At 52.2% G+C, this 17,301-nt stretch carries 15 protein-coding genes and 4 pseudogenes; 4 read left to right on the forward strand and 15 right to left on the reverse strand.

Going from position 1 to position 17,301, the window contains the following annotated elements:
* The first annotated feature begins 92 nt into the window (after positions 1-92).
* Positions 93-860 (forward strand): tyrosine-type recombinase/integrase, encoded by a 768-nt coding sequence (locus GKG43_RS15745; RefSeq protein ID WP_173020118.1) that lies wholly within the window; start codon positions 93-95, stop codon positions 858-860.
* A complete protein-coding gene (locus GKG43_RS15750; protein WP_129879329.1) occupies positions 847-1,893 on the forward strand; it encodes a tyrosine-type recombinase/integrase in 1,047 nt (348 codons plus the stop codon). The genes GKG43_RS15745 and GKG43_RS15750 overlap by 14 nt, the downstream gene beginning before the upstream one ends.
* 82 nt (positions 1,894-1,975) lie before the next feature.
* Here GKG43_RS15750 and GKG43_RS15755 read toward each other — a convergent pair.
* The 14 genes and pseudogenes from GKG43_RS15755 to GKG43_RS15825 form a co-directional block, all read right to left on the reverse strand.
* Positions 1,976-2,269, reverse strand: a pseudogene (locus tag GKG43_RS15755) (conjugal transfer protein TraE); the annotation flags it as partial.
* A 340-nt stretch (positions 2,270-2,609) separates the two neighbouring features.
* Positions 2,610-4,772 (reverse strand): annotated as a pseudogene (locus GKG43_RS15760) (conjugal transfer protein TraE); the annotation flags it as partial.
* The gene (locus GKG43_RS15765) at positions 4,732-5,118 is read right to left on the reverse strand and encodes a PrgI family protein (RefSeq protein ID WP_087153689.1); all 387 of its coding nucleotides are present in this window, start codon (positions 5,116-5,118) and stop codon (positions 4,732-4,734) included. The gene GKG43_RS15765 and the pseudogene GKG43_RS15760, both read right to left, overlap by 41 nt.
* Positions 5,119-5,138: 20 nt before the next feature.
* The gene (locus tag GKG43_RS15770; RefSeq protein WP_002587408.1) at positions 5,139-6,008 is read right to left on the reverse strand and encodes a VirB6/TrbL-like conjugal transfer protein, CD1112 family; all 870 of its coding nucleotides are present in this window, start codon (positions 6,006-6,008) and stop codon (positions 5,139-5,141) included.
* A gap of 68 nt (positions 6,009-6,076) precedes the next feature.
* Complete coding sequence (locus GKG43_RS15775; RefSeq protein WP_038273692.1) at positions 6,077-6,295, reverse strand: Maff2 family mobile element protein; 219 nt, start codon at positions 6,293-6,295, stop codon at positions 6,077-6,079.
* A gap of 214 nt (positions 6,296-6,509) precedes the next feature.
* A pseudogene (locus tag GKG43_RS15780) lies at positions 6,510-7,328 on the reverse strand (TraG/TraD/VirD4 family protein); the annotation flags it as partial.
* A gap of 41 nt (positions 7,329-7,369) precedes the next feature.
* The gene (locus tag GKG43_RS15785; RefSeq protein WP_003500132.1) at positions 7,370-7,528 is read right to left on the reverse strand and encodes a transposon-encoded TnpW family protein; all 159 of its coding nucleotides are present in this window, start codon (positions 7,526-7,528) and stop codon (positions 7,370-7,372) included.
* Between the two features lie 142 nt (positions 7,529-7,670).
* Positions 7,671-9,542, reverse strand: coding sequence for an AAA family ATPase (locus GKG43_RS15790; RefSeq protein WP_003500134.1), 1,872 nt, complete (start codon positions 9,540-9,542; stop codon positions 7,671-7,673).
* Positions 9,539-11,035, reverse strand: a complete 1,497-nt coding sequence (mobQ, locus tag GKG43_RS15795; RefSeq protein WP_003500136.1) for a MobQ family relaxase — start codon at positions 11,033-11,035, stop codon at positions 9,539-9,541. The genes GKG43_RS15790 and mobQ overlap by 4 nt, the downstream gene beginning before the upstream one ends.
* The gene (locus GKG43_RS15800; protein WP_003500140.1) at positions 11,001-11,360 is read right to left on the reverse strand and encodes a DUF3847 domain-containing protein; all 360 of its coding nucleotides are present in this window, start codon (positions 11,358-11,360) and stop codon (positions 11,001-11,003) included. The genes mobQ and GKG43_RS15800 overlap by 35 nt, the downstream gene beginning before the upstream one ends.
* A gap of 550 nt (positions 11,361-11,910) precedes the next feature.
* Positions 11,911-13,023 (reverse strand): peptide-methionine (R)-S-oxide reductase MsrB, encoded by a 1,113-nt coding sequence (msrB, locus tag GKG43_RS15810; RefSeq protein ID WP_003500142.1) that lies wholly within the window; start codon positions 13,021-13,023, stop codon positions 11,911-11,913.
* 37 nt (positions 13,024-13,060) lie between these two features.
* Positions 13,061-14,047 (reverse strand): TlpA disulfide reductase family protein, encoded by a 987-nt coding sequence (locus tag GKG43_RS15815; RefSeq protein WP_003500143.1) that lies wholly within the window; start codon positions 14,045-14,047, stop codon positions 13,061-13,063.
* The gene (locus GKG43_RS15820; RefSeq protein ID WP_129879331.1) at positions 14,044-14,952 is read right to left on the reverse strand and encodes a 4Fe-4S binding protein; all 909 of its coding nucleotides are present in this window, start codon (positions 14,950-14,952) and stop codon (positions 14,044-14,046) included. The genes GKG43_RS15815 and GKG43_RS15820 overlap by 4 nt, the downstream gene beginning before the upstream one ends.
* Positions 14,945-15,097 (reverse strand): CD1871A family CXXC motif-containing protein, encoded by a 153-nt coding sequence (locus GKG43_RS15825; protein WP_003500145.1) that lies wholly within the window; start codon positions 15,095-15,097, stop codon positions 14,945-14,947. The genes GKG43_RS15820 and GKG43_RS15825 overlap by 8 nt, the downstream gene beginning before the upstream one ends.
* Before the next feature lie 138 nt (positions 15,098-15,235).
* Between GKG43_RS15825 and GKG43_RS15830 the strand changes: the two genes are divergently transcribed.
* Both GKG43_RS15830 and GKG43_RS15835 read left to right on the forward strand, forming a co-directional pair.
* Entirely contained in the window at positions 15,236-15,913 is a 678-nt protein-coding gene (locus GKG43_RS15830) for a response regulator transcription factor (protein ID WP_003500146.1), read from the forward strand.
* A complete protein-coding gene (locus GKG43_RS15835; RefSeq protein WP_003500147.1) occupies positions 15,910-17,061 on the forward strand; it encodes a HAMP domain-containing sensor histidine kinase in 1,152 nt (383 codons plus the stop codon). The genes GKG43_RS15830 and GKG43_RS15835 overlap by 4 nt, the downstream gene beginning before the upstream one ends.
* A gap of 144 nt (positions 17,062-17,205) precedes the next feature.
* On the opposite strand, the pseudogene GKG43_RS22945 reads toward GKG43_RS15835, so the two are convergent.
* Positions 17,206-17,301, reverse strand: a pseudogene (locus GKG43_RS22945) (peptidase S51); the annotation flags it as partial.

The following is a 17,301-nucleotide window of genomic DNA, read 5'->3' on the forward strand; positions in this document are numbered from 1 at the left end:
TCTTCCTGAAGATCTTCGACATCAGCCGTCGGGACTATGACCGGAACCCTGCATCACACAGAAAATGTGACTGAGCCAAAGAAAAATTGGGTGTGGTGCGTGGCTTTGGAAAATATCTGAATACATTGGGATATGCTTCCTTTCTGCCAACACTCCCTAAAGTTAAATCAGATTACATTCCATATATTTTTTCTGATGAGGAAGTGACTCTGATTTTTCATTATGCTGATAACATGAAGCCTATAAATCCAAAGTCATGCAGTGCCTATTTTCAGTTAAAAATTCCTATGGCTTTGCGAATCCTTTACAGTTGCGGAACCAGACTTCAGGAGACAATGGCTCTCCAGCGCAAAGACATCGACTTTAAGAACAGAACTATTTTTTTGAAGAAAGCAAAGTTCTCCAAGGAGCGGCTAATTCCTGTCCATGACTCTCTTATTGCAATTCTGGAGCGCTATTGCTTAGCTCTGGGAATTATGCATCAACCAGACGCATTCCTTTTTCCTGGTAAAAAACCGGGGACTCACTATACCACGAGACAAATGGAATCGTGGTTTGCAGAAATCCTGAAATCAGCAGGGATTGATCAGCATAGAAGAGATCCTCATGAACGTGGAGCCTGCCTCCATTGCTTCCGCCATCTTTTTGTTTTGAAGTCGATGCAACAGCTTGAATCAGCAGGACATTCTGTAGATGTGAATGACTTACTTCTGCCGACCTACCTCGGCCACGAGTGTTTACTTGACACTGACAAATATATGCGTTTTTCCGGTGTTCAGGTTCCTGAGTCACTTGATGTGTTTGAAACATTTACAGCAGGTTTGATCCCAAATGTGGAGGTGTCTTATGAAGAAGAGTAATTCTGAACACGAATTTATCACTCTGCTTGGACGATTCTTTACCGAATATCTGCCGGTTTCTGTGAATGCAAGCCCGAATACCATTGCTTCTTATAAATGTGCTTTCCGTTTGCTATTTCAATATCTTGATGAGGAAACAGAAATAAAAATCGGATATATCACATTTGAAGTATTGGATTTTGACCTTCTCACAAAATATTTCGACTGGCTGATAACCACCAGAAAAAACAGCAGAGCTACCGCAAAACAAAGACTGGCAGCATTAGCTTCTTTCGCTGATTATTCAGAAAGTAGAAATCTTGAGGCTGCTTATATTTTCAAAAACAGTCTCAAAAAAATTTCAAAGAAGACATTCCGCAAGGTAAAAAGTAAACCGAGAAATTCGTTTACCAGAGAAGAACTCGCAGTATTGTTTTCACTTCCTGACACCACAGAAAAACTTGGTTGGAGAGACCTTGTTCTTTTATCTGTGATGTATTCCAGTGGAGCACGTGCTCAGGAGATCTGTAACCTTACCGTTAAGGACGTCATTCATGACGAAAAAGGGAATGCAATTCTTACCTTGGTTGGAAAAGGCGAAAAATCCAGGCGGGTAAAGATAACTTCTGATGCGACTCAGCTTCTGGACAAGTATATTTCCTCAAGAAAAATCAGCATGAAACCGGATGCGCATATCTTTCCAAGTCAAAGAAATGAACATTTGTCAGTAGCTGCAATTGAAGAAATTTATGAGAAATATACTCAAAAAGCCAAAGCAGAACATCCTGATTTATTTTGCCGTGGTCCTTATACCCCTCATGTCATGAGGCATACAACAGCAACACATTTGATTGAGGCCGGGGTTCCGTTAGCTATTGTAAAAAATATCCTCGGTCACACATCAATACAGACAACACAAATTTATCTGGATATATCTCAACAGACCGTAGACCGTTCAATGGAGCAATGGAACGAAAAATGGTTTTCGAAGAACAATCCAGATGAAAGCACACTGCCACAAGAGAAGAATGGTATTCCAGATTTCCTTAAATAGCAGTGTATTATTATTCGAGGAGAATAGTTAAATTCCTTGTATTTATGGGGATTTTCTATTCTCCTTGAATAACGTAACTCATTTAATAAACGAAGTTATCTGACATGTCAGATAATTTGGTGGTCATTATACGGTAGAGTTCGGTGTCCTTCGGGAAGTGGTCTACAAAAGGCAGAATCGTGGAGCCGTAGAACAGAAGGCCCTCGCCCTCGCTGGAGTGGGTCACATAGGACAGCTGATGGGGAGAAATGCCCAGCTGCTTGGCAAGAATCTGCCGGTCTCCGCCTGCCTGATTGAGCATATACACAAAATCGCTGTTCTCGAAAATATTTTCCACTTCACGGGAAGAAAGCAGGTCCTTGACATTTTGGGTGATCTGATTGTTCTTAACAGGTGGCTTTTTATCCACCTCTCTGGAGCTTTCGCTCATTTTCATCGGCGTGCCTGTTCACGCCCAGCATAGCATACCTTTTTGCCACGGTTTTTCCGTATCGGCAGGCAATGCGGACTCGTGGAGCTGTTATATTCTGCATCACGCAGGTTCAAGCTCTATGCGTTGCGTGTGACTGCCATTTTACGGACAGCCTTCCACTCGGATTAGGGCGCTGCTCCCTTCCCGATTTCTTCCGCATTGATAATACTGACCTACTTGCCGATTTCAGTCAGTACGGCGTGGTCTGATTCTCTAAGCGCATAAACAAGAAACAGACCTGTTCACCTGTGGGGATGCCGCCCCACTTTCTAAAACGCTTCCAGATTTCGACTGTATAGGCCGCCGTCTGCTCCTCTTTCAAGAGAAGGTGCATCTCATCAATGTAATATCGGGTGGACTTATGCGCCGCCCGGTTGATGGTAACACGGTTCCATACCTGATCCTGCACCACCAGCATCCCGATTTTTTTGAGCTGCTTGCCCAACTCCTTGATGTCATAGCAGACAATGCGGTTCTGGATATTCACATTGGTACGGTGGTTGAACACATTCAGAGAGCCGGTCACATAGATTTCCAGCGCCGTAGCGATGTACTGCGCCTCTTTTTCTTCCTGTGTCCGCAGCAGATCATAAAGGTCCTCCAGCACCGGCATATTCTCCGGGCGCGGGTCATTGAGATAATTCTGATAGACCATCCGCACACAACGGTCAATGATGGTTTTCTGCACCGGCTGTAAGCCCTCCTTGCCGCCCACAATCAGCTCGCACAGCGACAAAATGAAGTCAGACTTCAAAGACAGCGGGCTTTCGTCATCTGAATAATCCAGATTCAAGTCCATCGGGTTGATGTAGTCACCGGATGTGGGTGAAATCTTGATAACTTGCCCATGCAGACGCTCCACCAGCGGAGCATACTCTGCCTCCGGGTCGCAGATGATGATGTCATCATTGGTGAGCAGAAAACAGTTAGCGATCTCGCGCTTGGCGCTGAAGGACTTACCGGAACCGGGTGTACCAAGGATCAGTCCGTTGGGGTTCTTCAGCAGCTTGCGGTCCACCATAATGAGATTGTTGGACAGGGCATTGATGCCGTAGTACAGCGCCTCTTTGCCATTCTGGAAAAGTTCCTGAGTAGTAAACGGCACAAAAATAGCCGTGGAGCTGGTAGTCAACCCCCGCTGGATCTCGATTTGGTTCAGGCCCAGGGGCAGAGAGGACATCAGCCCCTCCTCCTGCTGGAAGTCCAGCCGGGTCAGCTGGCAGTTATATTTCTGCGCGATGGAGCTGGCCTGAAAGATGTTGTTGCCCAGCTGACGGGGATTGTCCGCCGTATTCAACACCAGAAAGGTCACAAGGAACATTCGCTCGTTGCGGCTCTGCAAATCCTGCAAAAGCTTCTTGGCCTCGGCTCCGTAGGTAGCCAGGTCGCTGGGAATGATGTCCATATCGTATCCTGCGCGGACGGCTTTTTTCTGCTCCTCGATCTTGCTCCGATCCAAATCTGTGATTTTTCTCTTGACAGTCTTAATGGCCTTGACCTGATCCACCGACTGGATGTGCAGGTTCACGATCAAGCTGGATTCCATATCCAAAAAGTCTGCCAGCATCCGGTCATTCAGCTCCGGGGCGAGAATCTGCAAAAAAGAAACTGTCCCGTATTTCTTACCCATACGGAACTGCTTGCCGGTGCGGAACTCAAATGAAGTAGGAGCGATAAAGTCCTTGGTGGAAAGGCCGGAAGGAGCCAGCCAGTCCCATGAGAAGCAAAAAGGCACCTGTTCATCCATGTGGAAGATACCATGCAGCTGGGCCAGCCGCGCCATACCGTTTAACACCTCGGCAGAAACGCCCAACCGCTTGAAGTTGTTGAGGATGTCAGTCTCAATGCGCTCCAGCCGGGGCTTTGCCGACCTGATGTTGTCGGCGTCAATGCCGAAGGTCAGATACTTGGTCTTGATAAGACCGTTGTTTCCTTTCGCCAGCTGGTTTTGCAGCATCTGCGTGTACTCAGCCCGGATGCTGTCAAAATCGTCCTCTTGAGGTGGAATAGAAATGGCGCTGGCAAAGGTCTCTTTGGATGCCGCCAGATTGAGGAAGGACAGCTGAAATGAAATGGAACTGTCGAAATAGTTGAGGAAGTCACACCAGCCATCAAAGATTGCGGATTTGTCCTCGTTCTGAGAAAGCTGATAATTGATGTCCTGAAACTGGATGGTCTTGGTATAGTGGCACTCTGACACGCGGCAAATGCCGTCCGGCCACATCCGTTCATAAGGGATGCTGTCCTGAGCCGATTTTTCCTTCCGGTCCGTGCGGTTGGCACGGGCGATGGCGGCCTCGATCTGCTTCTTCTCAGCACGGGACAGCTTTCTTCTTGCTTTCACCGGCGGCGTCTGTTTGCCATCCTTATCTGCCTGCCGGTTTTTCTTTGCTGTGAACAATGTCATACACCTCCTTGTCGAGCTTTTCCTGCCGTTCCAACACGGCATAGAAGTTGTTGGTCTTATACGGGCGCTGTTTTGGCCGGATCACGGCAACCTTAATGATGTTGCTGATGATCTTTTCCAGGGGCTGACCGTGCTTCTCATACATGGCCAGCATGAAGAAGGGCAGCATGACCAGCATCATGCACATGGCCGCCACACTGCTTCCCGCAGGCTCCCGGAGCAAAAAGAAAAGTGGTACGCCGATAAGCGCTCCGCTGCCAAAGCAGACCAGCTGCCTCTTGGTTAAGTTGAACATGACCTTGGTTTTTACTTTCGTCAGGTCTTTGGGTACGGGTACATAAGCCAATGGAATTGCCTCCTTCCATGTCAGTGGGCATTAAACACAGCTTTTGCGAGGCTGCCGGTCTTAAAGAGCGTGAAGCACAAAAGAACTGTATAGCCCACGCAGCTCCAGATTGCCATAATGATGTCGGATTCCGTGGCGATATTCTGCACCAACACCGCGTAGATTGCCACGCAGACGATAATGAGAAACGCCTGAAAGCCCAGGGCAAACAGGGAGCGCAGATAATTCTGACCCATGCCGCCCCATTCTTTGCCCATCATGGTAGCCATCGGAATAGGTGCTACGGAGGTCACGAGATATATTTCCAGCATACGGCCATAAATGACAATGAAAATGCAGATATACAGCGCCCACATGGTAATGCCGATAAAAAGCGATTGGAACCACAGACCAAACAAAGGTCCCAGTTCCATCTCCATCAGGCGCGGCTCCAAATCGCCCATCACAGAGGAGATGTCGATGGATGCGTCTGCGCCGATGACGCCGGATGCCTGCGCAACCACGCTTTGCGCCATATCAAATACGCCCATCACAATGGACCAGGTGTTGGTAACGATGAGAATGGCGGCGGCACTTTTGAACATCCATTTGAAGATCATCCATGTGTCTACATCGTGCAGGTTGTTTTTGTCTGTAATCATCTGAATCAATTCAATGGTCATGACCGCAGCCAGAATCACACCTGCAATCGGCACGATAATGGAATTGGACAGATTTTGGATCATGCCGAAAATACTGCCGTTCCAGCCCTGCGGGGTTTGCCCCACCTGCACGGATATATCCGCGACCTGTTGGTTTACGCTGTCGAACATCCCCGACAAGTTGCTCATGATGCCGCCCACCAGCATTTCCTTCAGCCATGTGGTGATTGCCTCAAGTAAGAAATCCATACGGTGTTACCTCCTTTCAGCCGCCCCCGCATGACTGCGGGGACGGCAAGGATTTCATGTGGGGACGATTAGACGGTAAACAAGCTGGAGAGCAGAGGAACGAGGACCATGCCGACTACGGCCACACCAGCGCCCGCCATGAGCTGCTTCATTCCCTGGCTTTTAGCTCCGGGATTGTCATTGCCGTAGCCCTCCAAGAGGTTGATGACACCCCAAATGCCGAGACCGGCACCGAGTGCGATTACGAGGGTCTGAAGAACGGTGATTGCCTGAGTAAAAAATGCCATAAATAATTATTAGCCGGAATCATTTGAAAAGTTGATTAGTCATGTTTCATAGGCATACAAAAGCCGGAACAATCTGCCGCCCGGTTTCCGGGGGCCTGATTCCGGCTATCCTCCTTTTTCATTATTTTTTTGTGATTGTCCGCCTTGTACGCCAATGGCCTCCAAAGAGGCAGTTGGGGCAAATAGATAAGATCACTCCTTTCACAGCGGAACATTATTCATCGCCCGTAGCGTCTACCTCGTAAACATCGTAGACCTCGCTGGACTTGGGTTTCAGCCGGGCGGACAGAAACGCTTCAATGTCGAAAGCGTTCTTCGGGTTCGCGTCGGCAGTGTACTTAAAATTGGGATGCTTGGTGATGTCGTACTTATCCGAAAGGAAAGGCCGCACACCGCGCAGCTGGAGGATGCACTTGCCGCCATCCATGACGGCAAGCTCGTCCTGGCTCATCAACTCTTTCCCCAATTTCTGATAATTAAGAGAGTGGGAGGTCTCCCGCCCACGGCTCTCGCCGGTGTTGTAGGTGTCGATAGTTTCTTTCCCAAGCACGGCAGCCAATTCCTTTAAGGTAGTCGGCTCCTTGCCGCCCAAGAAGATGGATGTGTCCATATTACCAATGATGGTATCGGCGTTGTCCTTGTAGATGGCTTTCAGCTGGGATTGTGCCTGCAACACCAGACAGGCGGAGATCTCTCGGCTTCGGATGGTGGCCACCAGCTTCTCCAGCTTGGGAATCTGGCCGATATTGGCACACTCGTCGATGAGGCAGCGCACATGGATGGGCAGCCGCCCACCGTACACATCATCAGCCTTTTCACACAAGAGGTTGAAAAGCTGGGTATAACACATGGAAATCAGAAAGTTAAAGCTGTCATCCGTATCACTCATAATGAGAAACAGCGCTGTTTTCCGGTCTCCCAGGGTATCTAACTCCAACTCATCATAGGAAGTGACCTCCCGCAGCTCCGCGATGTCAAACACCGCAAGACGCGCACCACAGGAAATCAGAATACTCTTGGCAGTCTTACCAGAGACGAAAAGTCAAGGACTTTTTCATCAAATTCACAAAGAAGTCACATTCTGCGGACTTCTTCACGGAGCAGACGCTTGATTTTGTCCTCCATCGTTTCTTTTGCGGTCTGGCTGAAATGCACACGGACGATATAGGTTGTCTTGCCGATCTGCTTTCTGACAGTAGGGCAAGTGGCGGTGTTGGTTGCGGTATTGTTCATTCAAAATCCTCCTGTAAATGAAAAATGCCCGGTGACTGTTCATCATCGGGCGGTGTCGGTATGAGGGAACAAGGCAAGGCGGCAGCATTAAGGTATCTATAAAAACCTTGCCGTCTTTGCCACGCTTGCCGTGTTCCTGTTGTCAATCTCGGAGATAGCAGACCCATGCTGTGCCGTCTTTCTCGGTCACAAGTCTGTCCCCGATACGGCTCTTTGCCGTTCTCATGGTGCGTGAGGAAATCCCACGCTCATTGACTGCCTTTTCCAGCTCTGCGCTCGGCATACGCTTTCCATCTGCCAGCAGTTCCAGAATGAGCATTTGCGCCTGTGCGGTCTTGCTTTCGGTCTTGGCGGTGTCTGTCCCGGCAAGAAGCTCGTCAGCGGTAATGTCATAAGCTCCTATCCATTCAAAGCCTTTCTCGTCTCCCAGAGAAAAGGCAAGGGACTGTCCGGGCGGCGCAAGGGAGCTTTTCTCATGGATAAGCACCCTTGTTGTGGGACTGTCTTTCAGCTTGCCAATAAACAGCAGACTGCGGACTGCCGCCGTAATGTCGATAGACCCCAATCCTCGGTAAGTGCTTTGCGTTCCTGTGGCTTTGTTGAGGTGTCCGATCAGCACGATAGCGCACCCGGTAGCCTGTGCAATGTCTCCCAGACTGCGGAATATTGGGCGCACCTCGTTTGCTCTGTTCATGTCCACATCTGCGCCCAGAAACGCCTGTACCGGGTCAATGATAACCAGCCTTGCGTTGTTCTCACGGATTGCCCTTGCTATGCGCTCATCGGCAAGGGTCAGCGGCGTGTCTCTATCGTCAATGACAAGCACTCTTTCAAGGTCTGCGTTTGCTTCCATCAGCCGGGGCTTAACAGTATCGCCCAGACCGTCCTCGGCGGTCTGATAGATGATATTGAAAGGCTCAAGGGTCTCCATACCGGGCAAGGGCTTTCGATTGGTGCAAGCCGCCGCAAGACGCATGGCAAAGTAGGTCTTGCCCTCGCCGGGGTTGCCCTGTATGATCGTCAGCTTTCCAAAGGGGATATACGGAAACCATAGCCAATCCACGCTCGTCAGCTCCACATCTGCCATACGGAGCATGGGGACAGGCTGGGCGGTGGGCAGCTCTCGCAGCGTGATTGTCTCGGCTATGAATTTGCGGCTGGGAATATCCCCTTGCTGACGGAGAACATCGTTCCAGTCTTTCCTTGCCGGGACAAGGCGAATGACGGCGATCTCGCTGGGAATGTCCTGCGCCAGTCGGGAGCAGGCTTCACTTCCTGCGGTGTCGCTGTCAAGGCAGAGGAATACTTTTCGGGCGTCCTTGCGTTCAGAAAGAAAACGGTCAAGGGCTTTGCCCGAAACGCCGCCCAGGGCAAGATAGCTCCTTGTCTGCCAGTCCTGCGGATAAAGGCAGATGAACGATAACAGGTCAATCGGTGCTTCAAAGACAAAGAGCTGGTTGCCGTTTCCCTCATAGCGGAACGGATAGGACTTGTCAGACCCGGCAATGTCCTGTCTGAATGGGTCTGCCGTTCCTCGCACATGGGCGTATCTCGGCGTACCGCTTCGGTCTCTGCCGACAAACACAACATTGTGCCGCTTTGCGTCCTCGTAAATATCCCCAGAAAGAAGAAAAGCCTCAACAAGCGTTTTGTTGAGACCTCGGCTTTCGCAAAGATATTGAATTGCTCTGTCGGCTGTTCTGTTGTGCAAGGGCAAGTGAAACGCTGTGGGCGGTGTTGTGCTGGCTTCGGTCTGCCCCTCGCCGCTTTCGCCGGTCAGGAGCTGGACGGCTTCGGGAAAGGACTTTCCGTAAAACTCCATGACAAAATCAATGGGATAGCCGCCCTTGCTCTGGCTGTGGCGAAACCACTTGTTTCCCCGGACGGTCAAGCTGTCATGTTCTTTCCAGCGGTATTCCCGTCCGCTTTTGATTAGTGTCTCTCCCTGTGTACGGAGAAAATCTTCCAGACTGACGGCATTTGCCCGGTCAATCTGTGCTTGGGTGTAATTCATCGGGATAGTTCCTCCTTTTTCTGTCGTGTTTGGGGTCGATTTTGGAGCATTTGTTCCTCTGTACGCTCGTTAAATCGGGCGGCAGTATCTACGCATGACTTGACCCTCCAAAGGCGGTGTAAATCGTCTCTGACAGTCTTAAACTCGCCGTAGGTGGTTTCATGCGCCTGTTCCAAAGCGTCATACTCTGCGGACAGCTTTTTCATATCCACCTTGCCGTCCGAGAACTCCTCGGTCAGCTTGCGTCTGGCGGCGTAGAACTGTTTCAGTTCCGCTTCATGCTCTGCCTTGTACTTGGCTCTGGGCTTTTCAAACTTGATTTTCTGCAAGCCGTCATAGACAGGCTTCAGGCTTCGGAAAGCAGCGGAGCTGTCATAGAGCTGCTTAATCGCTTTCATTCGGGCGGTCTGTTCGCCCAGCGTTTTCTTCAAGCTCTCCGTGGTGGCGTTGTGTTCGTTGACACGGTGTTCCAAATCTTCAAGGGTGTAAATGCCGTTTGCCCGGAGATAATTGAAAGTCTCGTTCATCTCCTTTAGGTTGCTGACCTTGCCTTTCTGCGAATACGCCCCGGCGTTGCGCTGGCTGTAATAGGCGTTCAGCAGAGAAACAAGGTCGGGGGATTGCGGTTTGGACAGCTCGGCTTTTGCTTCGGCAATCCAATCAAACAGGAGAGTGATTTTCTTCTTGATGTCCCGGATAACGGCATTGGTCGCTCTGATCCAGCGATTGAACTCGCCTTTCTCGGTGCGTATGCCTTTCTTCTCCATTGCCCGGACGGTTGCGCCCTCATGGACGGTGGGAAGAAGCTCCACGCCCTGACGCTCATAGCTTCGGTGGTCGATACGAACGTCAAGCCCCTTTTCCGCAAACTTGGCGTTGCATAGCTCCGCCCATGTCTGCCGCCAGTATTCCAGCGTTTCGGGACTGCCCCAGTCGGTAGTGGGAACGGCGTTGAACACAAACTTTCCGTCTGCGTCCCGGATACGGTTGCCGTCCTCGTCCAGCTCATACACCCGGCGTTGCTTTAGTCCCCATTTGCCGTCCTGCTCAATGGGACGGATAGGACAAAGCACATGGAAGTGTGGGTTTGGTATGCCGCCGTCCTCCCGGTCTGGCTGGTGTACGGCGAAGTCAACCACCATGCCACGGCTCACAAAGTTCTCCAACAAAAATTGCCTTGCAAGAGCGATGTTTTCCTCAAGGGAAAATTCATTCTGCAAGGCAATGTCAAAGCTGTATGCAAGCTGGGCGTTCTTTCCACGCTCGGCTTTTTCCACGGCGTTCCATAGCGTCTGGCGGTCTGTGTATTCGGGCGGTGCATGGGACGGCAGGAGAATATCGGAGCAGATCACGCCGCCCTTGCGGGTGTAGTCGCTGTATTCGCCGTAATACTCGCTATACAAGCGTTCCCCGGCTCGGTATGCGGCAGAAGCAATAGCGGACTGTCCTGCGCTGCGCTTAGTCTGCGTGACGCTCAGATGAAATAGTGCCATCGGCTTTCAACTCCTTTTCTCTGTTTGCTTGGCTGATGTGGGTAATCGCCATGTGACGGACGGCTCGCTGGACTTCGGACAGGGAAAAGATGTGTTCCATCAGCTCTGTCATTTCGGTGCGTGTGAGATCTTTGACCTCCGGGGCAAGGCTCTCAATCGTGCCGCCCAGATTGCAAAGGCGGTGTGTGCGCTTGGTGCGTTCACCTTTCTCCAGATACTTCTTTCTATTCTCCAGACGCTCCAGCTTGTGCTGTTCCTGTGCAAGCTGCGTCTCGGCTCGTTCCTTTTCGGCTCGGAGCTGGTCGAGGGTTTTCGGTTTTGTCATTGGGATTGACCTCCTTTTTTGATTTTGGGGATAAAAAAAGACCGTCAACTTTTCGCATAGTGCGACCAGTCAACGGTCTGATTTTCGGTATTTATTTTTTCAAACTTGCTGGCGGCGAACAGCATTTTATGCTGTTTGCGGACGGCAAGTCCACAGGGGATAGCTGCTTTAGCGGCGCAAGGGGGTGTAGCCACCTTGACGGAGCGAAGTGACGAAACATTCTCGGTCATGCAGTTTCTTTCTGCTGACAGAGAATGAAGCTCCGCAGGACGCACAATACTCTCGACAAGAGAGTATAGAAGTGCGCCCTTTAGTTCCTAAAGGGATTTTATCAGTTCGACAAACTTGAATTTTCTAATTAGTCTTTGCAAATAACCTTTAAACCTTCACAATCAATTACAATTCCCTGACAAGTCTTGGGCTTTGATTTAGGGTTATAAAATGCACTCTCAATACGCTTTTCGTCCAAATAATCCACGTATTTCTGGCTGTACATAGGTTCTTCACGAATTTGTAGCCGTTTTGTATCCAGCCATTGTATTTTGTGAACTCATTCCTCGAACAGATACAGAAGATATCCGTAACCCTCTGCTTCCATCTTTGCGTAAGGCACAAAGCGCAGGGCCGCACTGTTGATGCAGTAGCGCACGCCATTTGGGGACTCCGGATCGCCGGTGAACACATGACCAAGGTGAGAATCTCCGGCACGGCTTCTGACCTCTGTGCGGCGCATGCCGTGGCTCAGGTCCTCCAGTTCCACCACGGCAGGCTCTTCAATGGGCTTTGTGAAAGCCGGCCAGCCGCAGCCGCTCTCGTACTTATCCGTGGAGGAAAAGAGCGGTTCGCCGGTGACGATATCCACATAGATGCCCTTCTCGAACTGATCCCAGAACTCATTGCTGAATGGACGTTCCGTGCCGTTCTCCTGGGTGATGCGGTACTGCTCCTCCGTCAGTTTGTCCCGAATGGACTCTGCTGCGGGCTTTTGGTAGTCGCCTGGATCGATGCGAAGCTTGGAGAACAGCTCCATCTCCGCCCGCGGGATGTGGCAGTAGCCGTTCGGGTTCTTTTCGAGGTAGTTCTGGTGGTACTCCTCGGCAGGGTAGTAGTTCTTGAGTGGGCCGATCTCCACGAAGAACTTTTCACTGCGTCCCCGCTCGATCTCCGCAATGCGCTCCACCGTTTCCTTCGCGCTTTCGTTGGTGTAATAGACACCGGTCTGATACTGGCTGCCCCGGTCGTTGCCCTGCCGGTTCTCCACCGTGGGGTCGATCACATAGAAGTAGGCCAGCAGCAGGGCGTCGAGACTCACCTGTCCGGGGTCATACTCCACCCGCACGGCCTCCCGAAAGCCGGTCTCACCCTTGCAGACGGTCTTGTAATCGGCGTCCGCCTCGCAGGTGCCGTTGGCATAGCCGCTCTCGGCATCGATGACGCCGGGGATGGACTGCATCAGCTGTTCCATGCCCCAGAAGCAGCCGCCCGCCAGATAGATGACATTTTCCGTGGTATCCATATACATGCTTCCTTCACCGGACATATCAGAGGGCTGTCCGGTCCTTTCCTTCTCGTCCGTTTTCTGCGGAATATTTTTCTGCCCGGCAGTGCAGCCGCTCAGCAGCAGTACCGCGGTGAGCAGAAGCGGCAATACTCTCCGATACATGGTGTTTCCCTCCATTCTGAGATGATAAATTCGTTTGTCAGCCCATATCGGCGGCAAGAGCCTGGTCGATGAGCTTTTGCAGCGTCTCCGCCTGCTTCTTTTCCGTGATGGCGCCTACGATGGGGTCGCCCACAATATTGCCGCTGCGGTCGACCACATAGGTGGTGGGATAGGCAAAGATGTTGGTGGTAAACTTTCCCGCCTCACCATCTGAGTCAAAATACACATTCTGATAGGTGGCGTCCTTCTTGGCCAGTACATCTTTTGCTTCGGAAATTGCCGCTTCATCGCCATCCAATGTGAAGGTGTTGACACCGATGAGTGCGCCGCCCTTCTTCGCAAGCTCCTTGTTCAGCGCGTCCAGCTCGGAAAGCTCGCCCACGCAGGGATTGCAGGTGGTAAACCAGAAATTCACTACGGTGACGGCGTTGCCGGAGAACAGCTCGTCGCTCTTCACCGTGTTGCCGTCCAGGTCTTTCCCCTCAAAGGCGGGGAACTTCTGCATACTGCCCTGCTCGGCCATCTTGTCCGCGCCGCTCTGATCGGACGGCATACTCATATCATCGCCCGCGGGCATACTCATATCGCCGTCCATGGATTTCTGCATGATCTCGGGATACTTCTCTTCCAACTCGGTCAGCTTGTTTTCAATATTGCTGATCTCCGTGGCTGACTCCTTCAGCCACTCATACTCCTTGTCGGCGAACTGCTCTTTCGCGGTCTCGATGGTATCCAGCAGGAAGTCGCCGTAGTTTTTCCCGTCCTCGACCATGGCCATGCCCTTGTCGGCCTCCATAAAGACCTTTTCCCACAGCTCGGTATTTTCCGACAGGATCGCGTTCTCCCGCTCCAGCAGCTCCTTGTGCAGGCTGAGCGCCTCCTCGGCGTTTTTCGGCTCGCCGGTCATGGCGGAGCCGTTGCCGCTCATGTCACCCATCTTGTCATTGTTCTTCATGCCGCAGGCCGCCAGGGCCAGCACCATCAGCACGGCAAAAGCCAGTGCAAAAATTCTCTTCATGTTCATTTTGATTCCTCCATCGTTGTTTTCTTTGGTGCTTCTTTCCCGTTGCCGAAGCCGTAACGGAAGCACACGGCGTTCGTCGGACAAGCGCGGACGCACATTCCGCAGCGGATGCACTCGGTGTGGTTGGGCGTTTTCGTCACATCCACATCCATCTTGCAGGCTCTGGCACACTTTCCACAGGAGACGCACTTACTCTTGTCCACCTTCATCTGGAAGAGGGACACCCGGTTGAACAGCGCATAGAACGCGCCCAGTGGGCAGAGCCACTTGCAAAACGGCCGGTAGAACAGTACGCTCAACACGATCACCGACAGCAGGATGCTGAACTTCCATGTAAACAGCTTGCCCAGCGCCGCCCGGATGCCGGAATTGGCAAGGGACAGCGGGATGGCTCCCTCCAGCACGCCCTGCGGGCAGAGGTATTTACAGAAGAACGGGTCGCCCATGGCTACATCATTTACAAGGAACGCCGGCAGCAGGAAAACCATCACCAGCAGTACGGCGTACTTGAAGTATCGCAGGGGCTTGAGTTTCTTTGTGGAGAGCTTCTTCGTGGGGATTTTGTGCAGCAGCTCCTGAAACCAGCCAAAGGGGCACAGAAAACCGCAGATGAAGCGTCCCAGCAGGACTCCCAGCAAAATGAGGAAACCTGTGATATAATAGGAGAAGCTGAACTTGGATGAGCCCACCACTGCCTGAAACGCCCCGATGGGACAGGCACCGGAGGCCGCTGGGCAGGAGTAGCAGTTCAGCCCCGGCACGCAGACGGTTTTCCCTGCGCCCTGATACAGGCCTCCTTTGAGAAAGTTCGGCAGGTGCAGGTTGGTCAATAAGGCTGCCCCTGCCTGTATCCAACTCCGAAAGCGGGACAGGAGTTGTGACGCGCCCGAAAATTTTTTACCCAATGCCCACACACTCCAGACATAATTTAATCGCTTTGCTCAGCACCGTCGCCGCCTCACCGCGCCATACGCCGAAGCACAACATGGCGATACCCACAACCAGCAACAAGGCCTGCGCCGCCGTTTTTTTTACATGGCTCAATTCCATCACCCTTTCACTTTTTCTGCTACCATCATAACGCAAGAGAGTTAAAGTCCTTGTTAAGAACGAAAATTTAATGCAAACTTTATCTGGGTTTGCTATAATTAAAAACAACATGAAAATGAATAAAGAAGGAGGGCTCTTATGCACCTTTTAGTAATTGAAGATGAACGCGCCCTGTGCGAAACCATCGTCCGCAGCCTGCGACGCCAGGCATACAGCGTGGACTGCTGCTACGACGGGGAGAAGGCGGTGGAGCTTCTGGGCGTGGAGCGCTACGATCTGGTACTGCTGGATCTGAACCTGCCGGGGAAGGACGGCATGACAGTGCTGCGCACCCTGCGGCAGACCGACCGGGAGACAAAAGTACTGATCCTCTCCGCCCGGGGTGAGGTGGAGGACAAGGTGGAGGGACTGGACGCGGGAGCCAACGACTATCTGGCAAAGCCCTTTCATCTTGCCGAACTGGAGGCTCGCATTCGCAGCCTGACCCTGCGGCAGTTCACCCAGCAGGATGTGCTGCTGATCTGCGGTGAGCTGACCTTTGACACCCGCTCCCGTACCGCCGCCGTCAACGGGCAGACGCTGACGCTCACCCGCAAGGAAACAGGGATACTTGAATACCTGATGGTGCATCAGGGGCGGCCCGTGAGCCAGGAGGAGCTGATGGATCACGTTTGGGACAACAGCGTGGACAGCTTCAGCAATTCCATTCGCGTCCACATCTCCGCCCTGCGCAAAAAGCTCCGCGCCGCGCTGGGTTATGATCCCATCCGCAACCGCATCGGCGAGGGCTATCTGATGGGGGGCGAGGAAGCATGAAGCATCTTTCCTTGCAATGGCGCATCACCCTGATGACCGTCCTGCTCATCGGTGCCACCTGCGTAATCATGAATCTGCTGCTCTGCTCCTCCGGCGTGTACTATATGGACACCATTGCGGACAGCTTACAGGGCGGCAGCACGGTAATCCTGAATGAGGGCGAAGCGGCGAGCTTTGACCCGCAGCTCATAGCGCCCGACGAGGAGCTGACCATCGTCATCGATGGGGCGCAGGGGCGCTTCCGCACCACCAACTGGTACATCACGGCTGCGGTAACGCTGCTCAGCGGCATTCTGACCTATTTTGTCAGCGGACGTGCGCTCAAGCCCCTGCGCAGTTTTGCCTCGCAGGTGGAGCAGGTGCAGCTGAACAATCTTGCCGATATGAGGATCGATGAAGACGTCATTCCAGAATTTCAGCAGCTGAGCCGCTCGTTCAACCAGATGCTGGAGCGGCTGAACAATGCCTTTGCCGCCCAGCGGCAGTTCACCGGCAACGCGGCCCACGAACTGCGCACGCCACTGGCACTAATGCAGGCGCAGTTGGAGCTGTTTTCCGCGGAGCATCCTGATGTGCGACCGGAGACGGCGGAGTTCCTCACGCTTTTGCGTGAGCAGACGGAACGGCTGATACAGCTGACCAGGACACTGCTGGAGATGAGCAATCTGCGGCAGGTGGCGCGGAACGAGCGGATCCAGCTCGCTCCCATGATTGAGGAGATCTTCACAGATCTTGCGCCGCTCTCAGATAAGCTCGGCGTCACGCTGACGGCGGAGGGCGACGGCATTATGACCGGCAGCGATGCACTGATCTACCGGCTGATCTTCAACCTGACGGAGAATGCTGTCAAGTACAACCGGCCGGGCGGCTCGGTGCGGGTCTGTGTCACACAGGAAACGGAAAAACTCCTGATTCGCGTTTCCGATACCGGCTGCGGCATTCCGGAGAAGTATCAGCAGAGCATCTTCCAGCCCTTTTTCCGGGTGGATAAGTCCCGCAGCCGCGAGTACGGCGGTGCGGGACTGGGGCTCTCGCTGGTATGGGAGATCGCCGACCTCCACGGCGGCTCCGTTTGGGTGGAGGAAAGTTCCGAGAAGGGCACTACCATTGCGGTGGGGGTGCCAACGCAACAATCAACGAAGCCCTAAAACCCTTTTATTCGTTTTTCGCCGCTTCGCTCGCCGCGCTGCGGCGTTCCTCTCTGTATGGGGCGGTCAGCCGGAAAGAGAAGCGTCCCTTTTCAATCTCAAATTCCTTGCAGCCCGTGTCCGGGTCTACGTCCGTCAGCTTGCAGACGGCGTGGGAATGAATGCGACTTTCTTGTTATCAATTTCTTCTTTTATCAAACTTCCTACACTTGAAAAGTGCGAACATAAAAACAGCTTCAT

Origin of the sequence: Eubacterium sp. BIOML-A2 (genome assembly GCF_009680135.1) — a bacterium.
GTDB classification, from domain to species: Bacteria; Bacillota; Clostridia; order Lachnospirales; family Lachnospiraceae; genus Faecalicatena; species Faecalicatena contortus_B.